General features: G+C 67.4%; 1 protein-coding gene (cut by a window edge). It reads left to right on the top strand.

The window, feature by feature from the left end; all coding sequences use genetic code 11:
• A protein-coding gene (locus NRB20_RS05050) for a toxin glutamine deamidase domain-containing protein (protein WP_153408041.1) crosses the window boundary here: on the top strand, positions 1–19,683 show its 3' portion. Its footprint begins 10,458 nt before the window's first position; only the last 19,683 of its 30,141 coding nucleotides appear in the window; the start codon falls outside the window, past its left edge; the stop codon is at positions 19,681–19,683.

The following is a 19,683-nucleotide window of genomic DNA, read 5'->3' as shown; positions in this document are numbered from 1 at the left end:
TACAAGGGCGATGCCGGGCTCGAGATCTTCGGCATGCGCACCCGTTTCATCGCGGAGATCTCCTACAGCCACGGCCACGGCCCGGCTCCGATCGAGGGCGAGGGCAAGGTCAGCCTGGCCGTCCCGCAGTATCTGACCACCGCGAAAGCGAACAAGGGAAAGCTGCGGCCGCCGACGATGCGCGCGGATCACGGCCCCAAGGACGCCCTCCCCGCCGATATCGTCAAGGGCCTCGGCATGAAATCGAAGAAAGCCATCGAAGGCGGCGTCGGCAGGATCCCGCTGTCCGCCGTCGTGGCCAACCACGCGGTCGCCGAGATATTTCACGAGGCGACGACCGGCCTCATCGACGGCATAGAACTCGAGGCGGCCGCCGAGGGTCGCGACTTCGACCCCAGCACGTTGGATATCCCCGGGAAATTCCCCGAGGACCACGGCCCGATACTCCCGATCGCCGAACCGCGCACGGGGCAGACCGACGATCCGTCCTCCTGGTGGAGCAGCCATCGCGCGGGTTTCCACTCCTGGGTTCCGGATCTGAGCAAATGGCAGCCGAGCCTCGGTCCGTGGTTCCGCAAGCAGAACAGCGAGCCGGAATCGATCGATCTGCCCGAGCTCGGCAAAGGCCCGGTTGTTCCCGAGACGACCATCACCATCCCGAAGAAGGCCGTCACCACCGGAACCGAAGCCGAGGAGGCGCCCAAGCCCCTGAAGGAACTCGATCCGCTCCCGAAGCCGGATGCGAAGAAGCCGAAGGTCCCCGGCGCCTGGCCGGAGGAGACCGAGAAGGACGACGACGGGACGACCACCCCCGAGAACGGCGAGACCTGGGGGCACTGGGCCTGGAGCAAGGCCACCGGCATCGGAAAATGGGTGTGGCGCACCGCATTCGGCGATCCCGCCACCGACCCGGCGTCGCAGGCCAGCTCGGTCCTGCACGCCTCGATGTCCCCGCAGCACATGATCATGTACGCGCCGCTGATCTTCCGCGACTCGTACAAGTTCGAGACCGAGATCCCCGGCAAGGTGACCGGCACCGACTACAGCGTCGACATCCGCGGCTTCTTCGACAACATCAGGGCGGTGAAGCCGGCCGCGGTCGACACCGAGCACTGGCTGGAGGCCAACAACGCCACGATGCGGTTCAAGGGCTTGCAGAAGGGCCACAAAGGCGCGTTCATCGTCGGCGGAACGTACGGCGAGGAATCCGATCACAGCTTCCGGCCCAGCGGCGGGTTGCAGAGCAGCAACTCCAGCAACACCCATGTCACCAAGGGTGACGGCACCGACAGCATGCGCGTGACCTCCGACTACGGCGGCAAGGTGTACCGGTTCGTCGCGGACGGGCACTACACCGTCACCGTCAAGGCGGGCTTGCGCAACTTCATATCCGGCCTCGTGCACGGCAAGCCGTACGGCACCCGTACCCGTGTCATCGACGCCCCCGACCGGCTCGAGTTCTTCCTTACCGACAACGACCTGCACGACTATCCCGAATACAAGGCTCTGCTCATGAAGACGGCCGAGGAGCAGAAATGGGATCTCGACATCATCCCGGAGGGCCAGGAGGAGCAGAACGTATCCGAGACACAGGACGACGGCACCGTGAAAACGGTCAAGAAATACGTACCCGTCGAGCCCCGCCTGCTGTCGGACGCCTACACCGGAAAGCGCCGCGACGATCCCAAGACGGCCAAGGCCCTGCCCGCCTTCGGCGGCGCCACCGAGGTCATCTTCGACGACGGTCGCGGCGCGCTCGAGAACGCCGCCACGACGTTGCTGGAGAAGATCTCCCCCGGCGCGACCGTCGTCGGCCACAACAACTACCACCCCGGCGTCGCACCGCTGATCAACGAACACAGCACCAGCTACGGCGTACGCAACCTCGCCAACGCCGGATCCGAGGGCAAACACACGTTCCATTTCGTCGACCGGTCCATGGGCATCCCGCGCATGGTCGGCGTCACGTTCACCCAACGCCCCCAAGCGGACAAGGACATGCCGGACGGCCAGACGCTGGCCACCATCGAGGGCAAGATGGTCCCCCGGACCGCCGCCCTGGACAACGTCCACCGCCACATCCGCGCCGACGGCAACTCGCTGGAGGAACCGGGCGCGACCAGCGTGGGCAGCAGCCACAGTCACAGCAACCAGCTCAGCGTGGGTCTCAGCGGGCAGAGCAATCAGCAGCGTCCCGGCGCGACGCTCGCGGTCCAGCGCACGGGCACGCACAGCGAGGTACACAACTCGACCCGTGATCTGAGCGCGTGGCAGCGCAGCGCCGCACGTCAGTACGAGTTCAAGATCCCCTCCGAATGGACCGTCACGGTCGACTGGCGGATGATGGACGAGACGTTGTCGGGGTACGTGTTCGACAAGGTCGGTGATCTCCTCACCGCGAGCGGCAATGCGATCGCCGAGGGAAAGTCGCTCATCACGACCGGGCAGTGGCGGGGCGTCGTGGAGGGTCTGGATCCCGACGAGATTTCCACACCGAGTCAGTCCAGGTCCGACACCGTCAAGGCCACCACTTTCATGCGCGTGCACGAGGGTGACACGAAGCCGATCCCGAAGGTCGGGGAGAAGCCCGCGGCCGAGGTCGCGCGCACCGATCCGCAGGTGTTCGGATTCGATCCGACCAAGAGCAAGCTCGAGCCCGCCAAGGCCATCGGGACTTTCGAAACCATCGACCTCGAGGCCGCCACCGCCGTCAAGCCTGCCGAGAAGGTGCCTGGCAAGGTGCGCGAGCTGCTGTCCGTGCCCTCGTGGAAACCCAAGCTGGCGTTCGACATCCGGGAATTCGACGCGTCGCAGCAGTTCGCCGAGGCGCTGTTGCGCGTCGACCCGTCGCTGCACACCAACGACAGCACCCGGGTTGCCGAAGGTATGTACAACCGCCTGGTCACGCTGGTCGCGAACGGCGATTTCGTCACGCTGGGACCGCAGTCCACCGCGCCGTTCCTGAACGTCGAGGAGACCGGCAAGATGCCGGCCCCGCAGCAGCACGCGGCGGGCGTCAAGATCGGCGACACCGTCGTCAAGATGAGCCTGTACTCGCCGCGTGAGGAGGACGGCAACGACCAGATCGCCTTCGACGCCTTCGAATTCACCGTCGACAGCATGGGCTCCTCGTCGAGCAGAAACACCAGCACCGCACTGAGTGTCGGCTACAGCGGGGCCAAGCAGACCAACGATCGCGGCGGCCCCAGCAGCATTCCGCTGGGCGGCGACGTCTCGGGTAAGGGCGGCACCGTCGCGATCGGCAGTGTGTTGCGAAGCCTGTTCCGCACCAACGTGAAGGGTGGAAAGCCGGAGGGTAAGCGGCTGCGTTCGGTGGCCGTGGTCGAGGTGATCGGCCCCAAGGGGACGCTCTGGGTCACCGGTGATCTCATCCTGCGTTCCAACGAGAAGCCGCCGGACAGCGCGAACCTTCCGAAAAATATTGCGCCCAAGGATGATTCGTCTCTCGTGCCGCCGAAGGACGGTAAGCCGAAGGGCGACGAGACCGATGCCGCGAAGAAGGCCGCGGACGAGAAAGCCGCGGCGGAGAAGAAAGCGGCGGAGGACAAGGCCGCAGCGGACAAGAAGGCGGCAGAGGACAAGGCAGCAGCCGAGAAGAAAGCGGCAGAAGACAAAGCCGCAGCGGACAAGAAGGCGGCAGAGGACAAGGCAGCAGCCGAGAAGAAAGCCGCAGAAGACAAAGCCGCGGCAGAAAAGAAGGCTGCGGACGAGAAGAAGGCCAAGGAAGAAGCCGAGGCGAAGAAGGCCGCCCCCAAGAAGAAGAGCAAGCCCAAGAAGCAGCAGCCGACGAGCGACACCGAGGACGACGACACCAAGAACCCCGACAAGAACAAAGACGACACCGAGGCAGACAAGGCCGCAGCAGAGAAAGACGCAGCCGAGAAGGCCGCGGCCGAAGCCGCAGCGAAGAAGCTCGAAGACGAGAAGGCAGCGGCAGAGAAACTCGCAGCCGAGAAGGCCGCAGCCGAAGCCGCAGCGAAAAAGCTCGAAGACGAGAAAGCCGCGACCGAGAAATCCGAGGCCGAAGCGGCGGCCAAGAAGCTGGAAACCGAGAAGGCCGAGAAACTCGCGGCCGCGCAGGCCAAAGCCGATGCGGACAAACGCGAGGTCGAAGCCGCGGCCGCGGCAGAGAAACTCGCGACCGAAGCCAAGAAGCTCGAAGCCACGCTCGCCGCCGACAAAGAGGCCGCCGCCGCGGCGAAGACCGCCACGCAGAGCGGCAAAGAGAAGTCCATGTTCAGCTTCATGAAGGGAGCCCTGTCGTCGCTGCTGCCGGACACCGCCGCGACGCCGGCCGCCCGCGCGCGCGGCGCGCGCCGGTTCATCGTGAACGACGTCGTCGCACCACCGGGAATGGTGTGGGAGTCGATGCCCCTCGACGGCGACTGTTTCTTCCACGCCCTCGAGCGCATCTACTACCCCGAGCCGTACCGCACGGCAGGAGAGCTGGACCGCCGGATTCGATACCTGCGCTACCTGACCGCGCTCGAACTGGCCAACCCCGCCCGGGTGAACGATTACTTCGAGGTCTTCCAGAACCTCAGGAACACCGCGGAGAACAGCGGCAAGAAACTCACCGCCGCGCAGGAGACCGCCGGGATTTCACCGGCGGACACCAACCGTCACTTCGCGGAATACCTCCGGCAGATCGAACACGAGGTGCTGCCGCGTCACCAGTGGAACTCCGATATCTCCGATCTGGTGCCCCGCGCCGCCGCGGCCGCCCTGGCACATCTACTCCCGCCTACCACCGTGCGCCTCCACCACCGGCAACTCCCCGACGGGGCGACCTTCGGCCCGGACGACCAGGCGACATCCGACGGCTCGATCCTCGTCGCCTACGACCACTACCACCACGCGGTGCCCAGCACCGACGCTGTTCCGACCGGTACCTCGACCAGGCCCTGGAGCGCCGTCAACCACCTGTTCGCCGAAGGCGTCGAGCAGTACACCCCCACGACCGTCGCCACCGCGTCTCCCACCCGGCTCACGGTCTTCGGCGACCAACACGCCGTCCATCACATCTGGTATCCGGGCGTCAATGCCCAGCGCGGGCAGATGCGCGACGCCGACAACCGCGCGGTGAACCTCACCTTCGCCCAGGCGCTGGGCGGTGCGACCGTCGTGCGCGCGGCCGCCGTGCCCGTCGAGCCCGCCGCCCCCGCCAAGCAGCCGACCACGTCGGCCCAGCAGTCGGCCGACCCCGAGCTCGATGCCGCGATCGCCGCGTCTCTCGGTTACAAATCCGACTACGACCTCGACGGCGCCCTCGCCGAGTCTCTGGTCGTGTTCAACGAGTCCCTCGTTGCGACGGCCGAGGCCGCATCAGCCGCCGAAGCGGCCAAAGCAGCCGAAACATCGGCAGCCGCAACCGAATCCGAGAACGGAGGCAGCACCGAGCCGACGGCGAAGGCGGTCTTCGACAGCGGACTGGACAAGAGTTTCGACAAGGGGCTCTACGACGCGGACGGCAAGCTCATCCTCCCGCCCGCGTCCCCCACGGGCACGGTGATCCACGCCCCCGACGACGACATATCGATCCACGGCCTCGATCTGAACAACCCGTCCGGGAAGAAGTCCCCCTTCCCAACGGGAATCACCTCGCACCTCACCGACTCGGAGGAAGACCTCGGGGCCATCGGAGCAGTCAAATCACCTGAGCTGCTGGACGAATCGGCGCTGCAGCCTCCCGCGTCCCCTGTCGTTCCCGTGGTCTCCGAGTCGGAACTGTCCCACGACACGACCGCCTCGACATTGCCGCACACGTCATCCACCGATGCGGTTCAACAGATCCCCATTCCCGCTGTGGTGGAACATGATCCGTCCCTCACGGCCCACACACTCGACTCGCTGGACGAATTCACGGCCTCGACCACCCCCACGAAACTTCCCGAAGTCCCGCAGCCCTCGCTCGGGGACGACAAGAAGAAGTCGACCGACCTCGAGGAGCCGGCATCCTCCACGACCATCCTGCACACCCCTTCGGACGCCGAGCTCGCCGCCGCAGCGTCCGCCACGACCGGCCTTCACACCCCCTCGGAGAGCGAGGTACTCACCCCACTCCCCGCCGCGAACATCCCGCACACCCCCTTGGAAAGCGAGCTGCTCGACCCGACATCCGCCACAACGGCTCTGCACATACCCTCGGACAGCGAACTCGCCGCAGCGGCGTCCGCGACAACCGCGCTGCACACGCCCTCGGACAGCGAGGTACTCGACCCGATCTCTCCCTCGACCGCCCTGCACACGTCGTTGGAAAGCGAGTTGCTCACCGGGCCGGTCATGGCACCGACACTCCCCCCGCTCCGGCTCACCGACCTCCGATCCACCCTCGACGATGCGACCGTCCACCCGGGTTCCGACGACGAGGAAGCCCTTGTCCTCACGGACGAGTCGACCGTCGACCACACCGGCCGACCTCGCTCGAATTCCCTTCCCCCCGAGGGCAATGCAGTCGCCATCACCCCCGACGTGCCGACCCGACGCCCCAACCGAGCCAACTCGTTCACCGGTTTCCCCGTACTCCTGGACGAAACCACCCCCAGCATCGACCCCCGCATCTTCACCGCCTCCAAGAACACACTCCCCCTGTCCAAATCCATCGAAAACCTCCTACTGGCAGCCCCTTCCAGTTCATCCCCAACCTTTCCCGGCCCCTTCGTCCCCCACTTCTCCAACTCCCCCACCCGTCACGACTTCTTCACACACCAGGGTGCCTTCGAAAAAGCATCCCCCGAATACAACCTCAAACCGGCCACCTCGTTCGACGGCCTCGAACTGCCCGAAGACACCTCCTCCAAGGACTTCGAGCCGGTCGAGAAAACCACATCCGTCGACGACCTGAAGCTGTCCGACGACACCGGCCTCACCCACGGTGTCGAACCGATCGAAAAGTTCGACCCGGCCGAAATCACCACCCCCACGGACGATCTCGTCGCCCCCAAGGACTTCACACCATCGAAGGGCCTCAAACCGGCCACCTCGTTCGATGATCTGAAACCGTCCAAGGGCACTGTCTCTCCCGAGGCCGTCAAGCCGGTCAAGAGAGCCGCTTCCGTCGACGACCTGAAACTGTCCGACGACATCACCGTCACCGAAGGCATCATCCCGAAGGGCCTCGCACCGGCAGAGAAAACAGCGTCCGTCGAAGACCCGAAACTGTCCGACAGCACCACCACCGAGGACGTCAAGCCGGTCGAGAAGCTCGACTCGGACGAAGACAGCATGCTCGTCGTAGATCCCTTGGCCCCCAAGGATTTCACGGCACCCAAGGATGTCGAGCCCGCCGAGAAACTCGACTCGGAAGAGGACATCACGCCCGTCATGGGCCCCTTGTCCCCGATGAGATTCACGACCACCGAGGGCTTCGATTCAACCGAATTCAATCCGACCCACGGCCTCGCACTGCCGAAGAAGCCCACTGCGCCAAAGGATTTCACGCTCTCAGACGACCTGGTATTCCCCGAGGACTTCGCCGCGCCGAAGAACCGGAGGCGGGCCGCGTCCTTCGACGACACGAAGCTGTCCGGTGGCAACGCCTCCACAAAGGGCGTCAAACCGGTCAGGAAGCTGGACCCGAACGAAGACATCATGCCAGTCGTGGATCCCTCGGCCCCCAAGGATTTCACGGCCGCCGAGGGCTCCGAACCGACCAAGCGCGCCGCGTCGCTCGATGACGTGAAGCTGTTCGACGACGCCTTCGTCCCCGAGCTCACCCCTTTGAAAACACCGCGCACCGACCCCGCGACCGACGGCAGTACCCCGCTGCGCTCCGGCGAAACGGCCACACCGGCCCGGCGCTCGCGCAACCCGTGGAACCGTCTGCGTCGCTTGGCATCCCGCATCACCGCATCGGATCAGACTACCGGCGCCGCGATCCCCCGCCCGACCGCGGACACCCCGCGCCGCAGCATCCGCGACCTCTTCCGCCGCCCCCTGGACCGCCTGAACCTCCGCACGTCGACCACGACACCGACGCCGCGCCCGGTCCGCAGCGACGGCGCCACCGCCCACACGACGGTCACCAACCGCCCGGCCGACACCCTGCTCGCCCCGCCGCTGACACCGAACGACTGCGTCGTCGCGGCCCTCACGGCAATCCGAAACACTCTGCCCGGCACCAGAATCCGCGTGCCGCGTCTCCCGTTCTCGCTGTCCGGACACACCCGCCGGGAACTCGAGCGGGCCGCGGGCGGCAGACTCCGCGGCTACCCCGACGAGACCACGATCGTCCGCAACCTCCAGATCCACGGCCCCGGCGCACAGGCCCTCGTCGTCGCCGTCCACGCCGCCCCGAACACGAACGGCATCGGCGCGCACGCCTACCGGATGTACAACGACAACGGCCTCATCCGCGTCGACGACGCCGCCGACCCCACCCACACCCTGCCCGGTCAGCAACGCCCGGCCGGCGTGCACGCCATCCTCTACACCCCCGAGGGCAATACGGTCCGCCCCCTGCTCCCCCGCAGGACGACGGTCCCCAAATTCCCCGCCGACATCCGCATCGGCGCACCCGAAGACCACTCGGGCAGCAACCGAACCCTGTCCACCGCCCCCGACCGGACCGGTAGCTCATCGGCGATTCCGCACGGCGACGCGGCATCCAGCCGGACCGGCCACCGAAATGCAGGTCCGGGAGTCGACGGCACCGCTCGCGCCACCGACTCTGCGGCAGGCTCCGCACGCAGACGCGGACTGCAACGACTCCATGGCTTCGTATCCCGCCTGCGCAGCCGGGACACCGCCGTCGCGTCCTCCTCGACATCCGCTGCGGCACAGGGCAATAGAACCCTCCCCGCAGCCACGGATTCCCCCTTCCGCAGCATCCGCGCCTTGTTCGGACGCCGCGAATCGGGCATCGCCACCTCGGACGTCATCGTCACCCGGACCACACACCGCGTCGATGGAACCACCATGGATGGCGATGGAACCACCTCGCGCACACCGCAATTCACCACGCGCACGGCCACCTCCCTCGATCAGCTGAGCCCGCAACACCGATCCGCGGTCGTGGGCCACACCCGCAAACCCGATGTGGTGGACGACTTCCTCGCCGATCCAGACCGGTTCGTCCGGGACTGGGACGGGGCGGCCAGCGCCCCGGAAGGCATGGCGATCCTGTGGCCGGGCCAGCAACCGCCCGCATTCGAGGACCTCCACCGGGAACTCGAGCGCATGGCGCAGGTCCCGGAGGAGGAACTCGACCCGGGCGCACCGGGCATGCTCGACGTCCTGCGCAACCTGCTCGCCGCCGATGATCCGCGCCGCGAGTGGCAGACCGTGGTGGAGGACTTCCATCGCTACCACGAAGTGAACGACCACTTCGGCGCGAACCTGAACGCGCAGTTCAGCATCGACGCACTCCGCGACCAGATCCGGCGGCTGGACGAGGCCACCTCCGCACCGCTGCCGATCACCACTCCGATGCATCTGGTGAGCGATGACAGCACGCTCGCCGGTCGGCTCATCGCGGGCGGCGCGGGGGCGGAGATCCTGCACCACACCTTCACCGCCGCCGCGCAGACGTCATCGACGCCCCGGGTGGAGCTGACCGTGCCGCCCGGCGTCCGGGGCCTGCTGTCCGGCGATCCCGCGCACCCACAACTGCTGCTCCCCCGCGACACCGTGTTCCGTTTCACCGGCCTCACCGAGGACGGACGCGTCACGGCCGAGGTGGCCCTCGCCGCCCCGAACCGCGCGGGCGTCCGATACGTACCGACCGGCGAACCCCGCCGTTCATCGTGGGATTCGACTGAGCCGCAACCGGATTCACTCCCAGACCAGGGCCTGCTCGTCGGCGGCGTGCGCTACTTCGCCGACGACGCCGCCCGCGAGAGTTTCGCGCACAACGTCCTGCGCACCTGGGACGACCTGTCCGGCGAGGTGCGAAACACCCTGCGCCGCTACGAAGAGGGCGCGCTGATCAATATCGCGCTGCGCCGCGGCACGGCCGCCGGGATCGACCGGTGGGTCGCGCATCTGGTCGACAGCGCCGAGCTGTGGAAGTCTCGCGAGTACGAGTTGCAGCGCGCGGGGGTTTCCTCCTGGTCGCCCGATGCAGAGCAGCTGGCGGTACCGAGCACACTCCTGGCTGCCCGGCCCGGCGCGCGGTGGGACCAGATCCGGTCCGATGCCCGCATGTACGAGCTGATCCGCGATCATTTCGGCCCCCGGGACACGTCCGAACCACTCACCCCCGGCCCGCTGCACGAGCACATGCGGGTGCTCGACGAGGCGACCGCCGTCCCGCTGCGGCTGGACGGCGCGGTTCAGGTCACCCGCAGCCTCAGCACGATCGATTTCCTGAACGCCGCGGACGGGCAACCGCTCGGCGACCGGAACCCCGATCTGCTGGTCGGCGCGATCCAGCACGAACCCGGCTACCTGTCCACGTCGTTCTCCGCCCGCGGCCGGCACATGCCGGACACGACGAAATACCATGTGTCCCTGACTGTTCCGCCCGGAGCGCGCGGCGTCTACATCGGCAGCGACGCCCGCGATCGCCACAAGCTCGAACTCGTCCTGCAACGCGACGCCCGCTACCGGATCACCCGGATCGAGCGTCCTGCCCGCGGCCTGCCCGTACTGCACGCCGAGCTGCTGCTGCCCGCGGACCCGAGCCGCTCCGCCGGGCTCGCGCCGAACCCGGGACCGTTCACCGACACCCCGGACCTGCCCGGGGATCCGAAAGGCAAGGGCCGCAGCGACACTCATGACGTCACCGACACCACACCCGCCGTCGGCGAGCGCGCGTACGAGTCCGGCCCGCAGACCCGACCGGCCGGATTCGACACCGATGCAACGGATTCGACCCCCACACCCGAGCATTCGACCGATCCGCAGCAACAGCCCAGCCGACCGGCGTCGCCACCGCCACTGCTCGCACGACCGAACGTGCCGTCCACCACGAACTCCCCAACGCGCCAGCCCCACAACGAGATCCGCGATCTGACCGCCGAAGAGAACCACGCCCTGAGCGCGTACGCCGATATCGCACGAATTCTCCGGGACAAACTCTCGTACGCGGGCATCGATGACGACGACCTCTTCCACCTCATCGAGCAGATGAACCCCGACCTGCTCGACGACCTCGCCGACGCGGCGGCAGCCCTCGGCGCGACACCGCAGACCGCCGTGGACTGGCAGCGCCGAGCCGACAACTTCGACAAGAGCATCCAGGACGTCGCGCGCGAAAACAGCCGTCGATCGGACGATTTCGTCGACGACTTCGCCAGCTACCACCCCACCGAAACCGCGGACACCACCGACGACTCCGCAGCATTCCCCGGCGGCGAAGCCATGAACGACTTCGCAGGATTCTTCGCCGCGAACAATCTCACCGGCTTCCCGAGCAACAACCGCGGCGCGGACGCCCCCGACCGCGATACCGACACCGCCTCGACAGCCGACCTCGCACCCCGCACCCCAACCCCGGTCTTGCGCGACCTCACCCCAGCGGAAACCCGTGCGCTGCGACAATTCGCCCGATTCGACGAGGCCATCCGCTCCGCCGAACCCTGGGAAGCCCTGGAACTCGCCGAACAACTCCGACCGGACCTGCACGACGCCTTCCACAGCGCGGCCACGGCACTGCGAGTCCCGCCGACGCTGGCCGTGGATCTCCGCCTCGAAGCCCACGACCGTCAGGATGCCGAACCGGGTATCGGGGTGGAGGACATCCGACGCCGGATCACCGTGAACCGGGAACCCACACCGGACAACACCCGCGTCTGGGAACCTTCCGACCAGGACGCGAACCACGTCCTGGAGGTGCTCGCCCAGTTCTCCGGCCACTCCACCCCGACCGAAGCCCGCACCACCCTCGCGCACGGCTTGGCGGAACATCTCGACGACTACACCGATCAGATCACCACCTTCACCCCTGCGGGACTGAAGGAACTGAAGGTCGAAGTTCTCCGCCGCGCCCGCTGGGACGCCGAACGCAGCGGTGAGCGCTGGCGTCTGGTCCGCAGGCACGGCGACATGGTGGCGCAGGGCTTGGCCCGCCATGGCGATCCGCTGTACAGAACCCCCGAGGAACTCGCTGCCGAAACCCACCGCCGCGAGCAGTTCGAGGAATCGGTCCGGCAATTCGACGATGCCATCCGGCAACGCGCCCAGGACCGGCTCCGACACCTGCTCGACGTCGTGCGCGACCCGCAGCACCCCACCGACCATCTGATGAGCGCCGACCTGCTCCCCATCGCCGCTCGCGAACTCGGCCTCAATGTCATTGTCCTACACCCGGATTCACCGCGCGAAATATTCCAGCACGGCCCCTCCGACGCACCGTTCACCGTGCTGTACACCTCCGCCGAACACCCGGAAGGACTCCAGGTCGCCACCATCACCGGCGGCACCCCGCTGCGGTTGTCCCCGAACGACCTGCACACTCCGGTCGCCTTCGAACCGCCGCCGGGACAGCAGTGGCGTCCGGACACCCCAGCCGACGCCACGCACACCGGCCACCTCGACGCCACCGGCACCCGCATCTTCGATTCCGATGAAGCGGGCCTGAACTACGGCGAGACCGCCCTGAACCAGTGGCATCACCTCACCCCCGAACAGCAGCATGCGGCGTGGGCCTATCACACCTCGGCGATCCACAACACGCTGCTGCGGGAGGGTGCGGACCGAGCGCAGGAGGTACTCGACCGCAGTCGCACGGCCGCCGAGTACATATCACTGCTGAGCGAGCTGACCGGCTCGCGGGAGCCGTCGCTGGCCGAGCTGACGAACCACTACCGGGCGGGCGAAGCCCCCATCCACGAGAAGATCGCGGACCCGTACCGCGCGAATACGATGTGGCGGCTGATCCAGGCGATCGTCAACCGGAACAATGCGGAGTCGACCCTCGCGCAGATGATCGCCGACGATCAGTTCCAGCGGGTAACACTGCAACCATTCTTCCAACGCTATTTCGGCACGTCACCGAGCCTCGAAGTACTCGAACGCGCCATCGACACCCTCGACACGGCGACCCGCCCGCTGCCGAACACCGAACCGATCCGGGTCGTGCGCGGCCTGACGAGCATCGATTTCATGCGGGACATCAACGGCAATCCTCTCGGATTCCACGACGACCCGACCCGCCTGATCGGCGCTGTGCAACGCGAGCCCGGCTACCTGTCCACCTCGGTGGGCCGCGATCTGGCCACCATGCCGGACGGCCGCCGCTTCGAGTATCGAATGAACCTCACCGTTCCGCCCGGCGCCGAGGGCCTGTGGATCGGACCCCGCAGCGGCGTCCCTCGCGACAACGAACTGCTGCTGGCCCGCGACACGATGTACCGCATCACCGGGGCCCGGCGCGACGAAGCGAACGACCTGGTCATCCTGGATGCGGAAATCCTGACGCCGACCGACGACGTGCCCGACGCGCTGCGATCGGTCGTACCCGCCGCAAGCTCCGGTCTCGCCGAAAGCTCCCGCACGACAGCGGGTTTCCCGGACACGGCGGAATCGACGAGCCCGCGCTCGGCACCGGAGACCTTCGCCGCGGCACTCGCCGCAGGCAAGGCCACCGACCCCTCCGAGTCTCCCGCCGCCGAGGCGAGCGGATCGTCCCGGTCCGACTCTCGGCATGCCTACGCGCAGACCCTGAGCGCCATACTGGCCGGTGACCGCCCGATCGACTTCGCCCGGATGCTGACCGTCCTGACCCACGCGAACACCTCGCGTGACGCGCGGCCGCTCGACAACGCGTTCATCGACGCACACGGCCGCCCGTTGAAAGACGTTGTCCGCGAGGCAGTTCAGCAGGGTCGACTGTCCGAGTCCCAGGAACGTCGAATGGCCCGCCTGATGGGCTGGCAACCGAAACCGGACCTGCCCGCCGGAATCACGCCGCCCCGCACGGCAACCCGACCGGGGCAGTCGCCCGCGGATCTTCCGCCGGTCCGCGAGTATGTGAAATCGCTTCTGGCGGAACAGAATATCGAGAGCGCACTGACGTTCGTCGAAAAGTTGGACCGCAACCCCCGCCGACTGTGGGCGATCCAGGACGCCTACCGGGCCCAGACCAACGGCCGAGACCTGGCCGCGGATCTGCGCAGCGCCCTGCCGCAGGACAGGGACTACCTCGACCATGTCTTCGCCGAACCCCCTGCGCGAGAGTCGGATTGGGGCGCCGATGACAAGCGGATACCGGTGGAATGGGGTACCGCCCGGCAGTGGTTCGCCCATATCGGCGCCATGTCCTTCGAGCACTGGTCCGGCGACCACCCGCTGCCGCACGGTTATCTGGACACAGGTTGCGTCCAGTTGGCGCATCACGTTGCACTGGAACTGATTTCGCTCGGTACCCAGCCGCGCAAGATCATGGTCAACGGCGAGGATCTGGCGGTGGTCCAGCACCTGCCGGACGGCTCGGCGACATCGCTGAACTGGTTCCACCATGTCGCCAACCTGGTGTACACCCGCGACCGGGACGGGCACGCGCAATGGATGGTCTGGGATCCCGCGGTCGCCCGCGAACCGGTCTCCACTCGCGATTGGCTGGCACGGATCAACCTCGATGCGGACCGGGCAACGCATCTCGAGGGACCCGCCGAGCAGATCATCGAGACGTTCGCCGCACGCCGCGCCGCCGACGAGGCGAACGACAGCGCCTGGATGCGCTGGACGAGGGATGGATACCTGCGCGAGCCGACCGTCGTCGTCACGGACGCACATGCGATGGCATTGGCCGCGGGACGGCTGCTGCCGCCGCGCGCCGACGCCGACGTGTACCGCCCCGAGACGCTGCGCGAGCTCGACCGGGGGTTCGCGGACGTCGACACCGACAAGCGCCTGCTGCAAAGCCTGAACGTCATGGCGCGCCGCACCCTCGGCGGTAGGATCCGCGGCGCTGTCGAGGACTACCTGCACGCCCGCGAGGCCGAGGGCAACCCGCCGGCCGAGAGCGACATCCTCGACCTCGTGTATTCCCGACTCCGGGGCAATCCGGCACGAGTCGGCCTGCTCGACGACAACCCCGGCCTGGCCCGGTTCCTGCGGTCCCAGCTACCGACCCGATACCGCGAGTTCATCGTGGGAAATCTGGACACCGGATCCGATCACGAATACGCCGCGCAGCTCGCCGCAGCCCTGGACAGCACCGATCCGATCGACTTCCGCGCGTTGCTGGACACGCTGCGACATGCGACCGCGCTGCGCGATACCGCCTTCCTGGAGGGCGCCTACCAGGTGGCCAACACGACGCCGTTGGCCGCGGCGGTGCGGGAGGCTCACGAGGCGGGCCGGTTGACCGACGCCCAGACCTCACGGATCGGCCAGCTGCTGGGCTGGGAACCCGAGACGTTTCCCGCATCGGCGACACCACCCCCGACGCACGGCGAGAACGCCCCGCAGGTGCGCGCCTATTCCGACGCGCTGCGCGACCGGATCGACTCCGGACAGGCCTCCGCCGCGCTCGCGCTGATCACCCGATTGGATCGTGACCTGCGCGCGATACAGCCCGTCGAAGCCGCCTACCGCACCGCCACCGAAGGCCGCGACCTGCGCACCGACCTGCGGACCGCACTCCCCGACGAGCACGACTACATCGACCACGCCCTCGCCCGGCCGGCCCGCACGGACGCCACCCCCACCCCGGTCCTGGAGGACACCGCCACGGACTGGATCCAGGCCCTGAACACCCTTCCCTCCACCACCCACCCCGGATCCGCCGAACGCGCCCAGCTGGCCGCCGTAACTCTGACCGGCCTGGGCACCCACCCTCGCAAAATCGTCATCACCGCTGCGGGGCTACAGGCCCCCACCACCCGACCGGACCCCGCGGGCCGCGATACGACCACCCGCTATGTGCCCATCGACCAGTACGTCGGCAACCTCGTGTACACCGTCGAGGGCGGGATCGCCGCGTGGCAGGTCTTCGACCCCGCCCTGAGCAGCACGCCGATGCTGGTCCAGGAGGTGCTGGCCCACCTGCGAGCCCCGCGCGACGCCCAGGTCAGCGAATTCACCGCGCGTGAGGATCTGGACTTCGCCACGCCTGTACGGCCGACGTCGTCCCGCAGCCACGAGGCGATTCCCGACCAGGACACGTACTTCGGTCAGGACCTGCGGCAGCAGCTGGACAGCGAACCCGAGGGCGACACCCAGGTTTCCCGAGCGCGTCTGGACCGCGCCGATCCGGGTCCCCGGCAACTGGGCCCGGACCAGCAACTCCAGGCGCTGAGCCTCACCGAACGGGAACAACTGCTGCCCATGCCCGGGGTCCCGATCAGGGTCCCGCGTCCCGCCGGCGATGTGCTCACTTTCGTCGACCACAACGGCCGAACCGAACAACTCCCCACGGTCGGCGACAAAGTACCCGCGCGACTCGTCACACACCCCGACCAGCCCGCGCACTACCAGATCACCGAACCCGGAGGGCAGATCCGCTACATCCTGCGGGATATGGCGATGGACTTCACCTTCGAACACGCGCCGAACAGCACCGACACCGGCACACTGAGCTGGAAAACCCCGGCGGGCGCGGAAATTCGATTCCTCGGCTTCGACGAACACAATCGGCCGCTACCGTTGCGAATGCCGTACGACGTCCCGCTCGTGGCACGACCCGGTTTCGGATCCTGGCAATGGCTGAAGTATCCCGGTCGCCCCGAGTGGTTCCGCGTCAACACCTCCAGCGGCGTCCTGCCCGCACTGCCCGTGGTGCGGGGACGGCACAACGACCCGCTGTTCGGAGTGGACGGGATCCCCAAACCCGAAGAGACGCGCCAGGGTTCGGCCGGAGACTGTTCCCTGCTGGCCGATCTGAAATCGCTCGCCGAACACGACCCGCAGTCGATCGTGGACATCCTGCACGACCACGGCGACGGCACCGTCAGCGTCCGGTTCCTGGTCGATCACCCCGACGGCACCACCGGCTTGGAATGGGTGCGGACAGAGAAGACCATCTACGTCACCCCCGGTGCCGACACCGGTTACTTCATCCGGCACGAACCCGGAGAACCGCTGTGGGCCACCATGATCGAGAAGGCCTACGCGCTCCGGTTCGGCAACGGCGACGGCTACCAGGTCATCATCGGAACCCCACTCACCACCGCGGCCGCACGTCTCGGCGCCGGCTTCCACCGAGCCGAGAACGGCTGGTTCGCACAGCCCGTCACCCGTTTCCGTAACTACGACATCGCTCACCCACTCCGATTCGACATCGATACCCTGCATCAGCTCCTCGACGACTACCTCAGCCGCGCCAGCGTCCGCTCCGACCTCACGAACGCCCAAACCCCCACCGCCGACCTCGAATTCGCCCGTCGGCTCGCCGACACCTTCGACGATTGGCAGGCCCGGCAACTGGCCCTGCACAATTCGACCCGGGCACAGCTGAGCGCCCGCCACCGGAACGACCCGGCCGGATTCACCACCGCCTGGAACGACTTCCTACGCACCCGGGACCTCCGATCCCCCAGCGGTTTCCGTGGCTATCTGGATCAACGCTTCCCGGACCGGTGGGAATCGGAAAAACAAGCTCTCACAGACTATTTCAGCGATACCTTCGGATCCGAGCCCCAGCATCGGACGCTGCCGAGCAGGTCCACGGTCGCGGCCCGGGCGATCGGCCGGCAAATCGAATGGGCCCTGCGCCGAAACACCGCCGTGACCATCGGAACCCACGCCTTCGGCGGGCCCGCGACGCTGCCCGGCCTGACCCAGACACACGTATACACGGTGCTGGCCATCGAACACGACAGCACCGGCGAACCGGTACGGATCCTGCTGGACGACCCGTACGACAACCACGACAACTACCCGCTCCCCCTCACCGGCATCGAATACCGGCTCGATCCCAAGGGGAACGATCACATCGGTGAACCGGCCAGCGGACCCCGTCACGAACTCGAGGGCTCCGAGTACGGCACCCACCCCGACGGCACCCGCTACCGCCGCGACCCCGACGGCACCGAATACGGCACCGAGCCCGACGGCACCCGCTACCGCCGCGACGCCGACGGCACCGAATACGGCCTCACCCCCAGCGGCGCCCGATTCCACGAAGCGCCCGACGGCACGGTCCAATACACCTACCCTTCCGGCGGCCGACGCCTGCGAACCCCGGACGGCACCCTGTACTGGACCGCCCCCGACGGATACCAGGAACGCAAGCCGGCCGGTACGACCGACTGGATCCCGGACCCCGGTCGCACGGACCCACCCGACACCACCATTCCGCGCCGGGGTGGGATCCTCGCGGTCGACCTCACCCACCTGCCCAAATTCTTCGCACTCGGAATGAGCGGCCCTGGAGCCTACGGCCTCGCAGCACCCCGGCCCACCCCCGACCCTCCGCTGGACAGCAACGAAGACAACGTGCTGCACACCCTGTTCGATGAACTCCACGGCCGGGACACCGACGACAACCAGCCCGATTCACCCCCCGCCGACAGCAGCACCTCGCCCACGCACGGCCTGTCCGAGGACCAGAAAGCGGCCGTCGCGCTGGCACAGGACACCCGGACGCTGCTCAGCACGGCGACGGCCACGGGACCGGCCACTCCAGTGACCGCGAATCCGCACAGTGCCACACCCGCTTTCGATCACTTCCGGTATGAACAGGCCGGCGGCGAGGAACTCATCGCGCCGGTCGCGGTCGCGCGGATCATCATGCACACCAGGCTCGGTCAAGGCGTACTGCCCGATCAGGCCGCGAAATTCTGGCAACGAGCCCAGCTGGCAACGGATCTGACCTTCAACAAGGGCGAGATCCTGGAACCGATGCAGCTGCTGCACGTGGATCTCGTGCCCACCCCGAGCACCGCGGACACCGGTTCAGCGCATCTGCACGTGACCATCGGTCACGGGGACGGCGAATGGCATCCCGACCTGCCCATCGAATCCTTCGCCGAGAACCTGCGTGAGCACCTCGGCCTGCCGCGGTCCGCGGACCTGGAAGGGTTGAGCGCGGACGATCTCCGGCACCTCACCAACGCGATGGCGCGGGCGCTCACCGCGTCACAACTCACCGGCCTCGACAACTCCCGTCGGTTCGGCCCCAACTACCTCCAGGCGCTGGAGGACCCCGACTTCCAGCACGAGGTCGAGAACGCCCTGCGCGACGGCGACCGATTCCTGGTCGGCGCGGACCCGCGCGACAACGACTACCGCACACTGATCAATGCCGGCGGCACGGCCGAACCGGGCCGCAACAACAACTGCATCGATACCTCGCTGGCCGCTCTGGCGAGTTTCCTGGGCGACCCGCAGGTGGCGCTGGCGCGGTGGGTCGACGGCAACTGGGGTGAGGCGAACGGCTTGCAGCGTGCCCAGAGCTTCCTCGGCACCCCGATCGAAAGCTTCCATTCCACAGCGGGTATGGACAAGCAGTTCGCGGCTCTGCACGAACACATCCGGCAGCAGGGACCCGGCTCGGCGGCGCTGGTACACAACGTCTGGCAGGCACGGGACCCGGTCACCCAGCAAGCGCTGTTCACCTCGGGTGGGTCCCCGATCATGAGCAACATCGCCCATGCCACGGTGGTCGTCTACCCGAGGAATGTGGCACCGAACCGCACACCGGGTCCGGTCTGGTGGGACCCCCAGAAGGGCACCGTCTCCGACCACCCACCCGCCTGGCTGGTGAACGGGTCGGCGCTCCTGGAATATCTGATGGCGCCCCGGCCGACGACCACACCGTCCGGCCCCACCAACTGA

The sequence above is a fragment of the Nocardia macrotermitis genome, from assembly GCF_009604405.1.
GTDB lineage: Bacteria > Actinomycetota > Actinomycetes > Mycobacteriales > Mycobacteriaceae > Nocardia > Nocardia macrotermitis.
The sequence above is the reverse complement of the archived record's forward strand: the minus strand, read 5'-3'. Positions and strand labels throughout refer to the sequence as shown.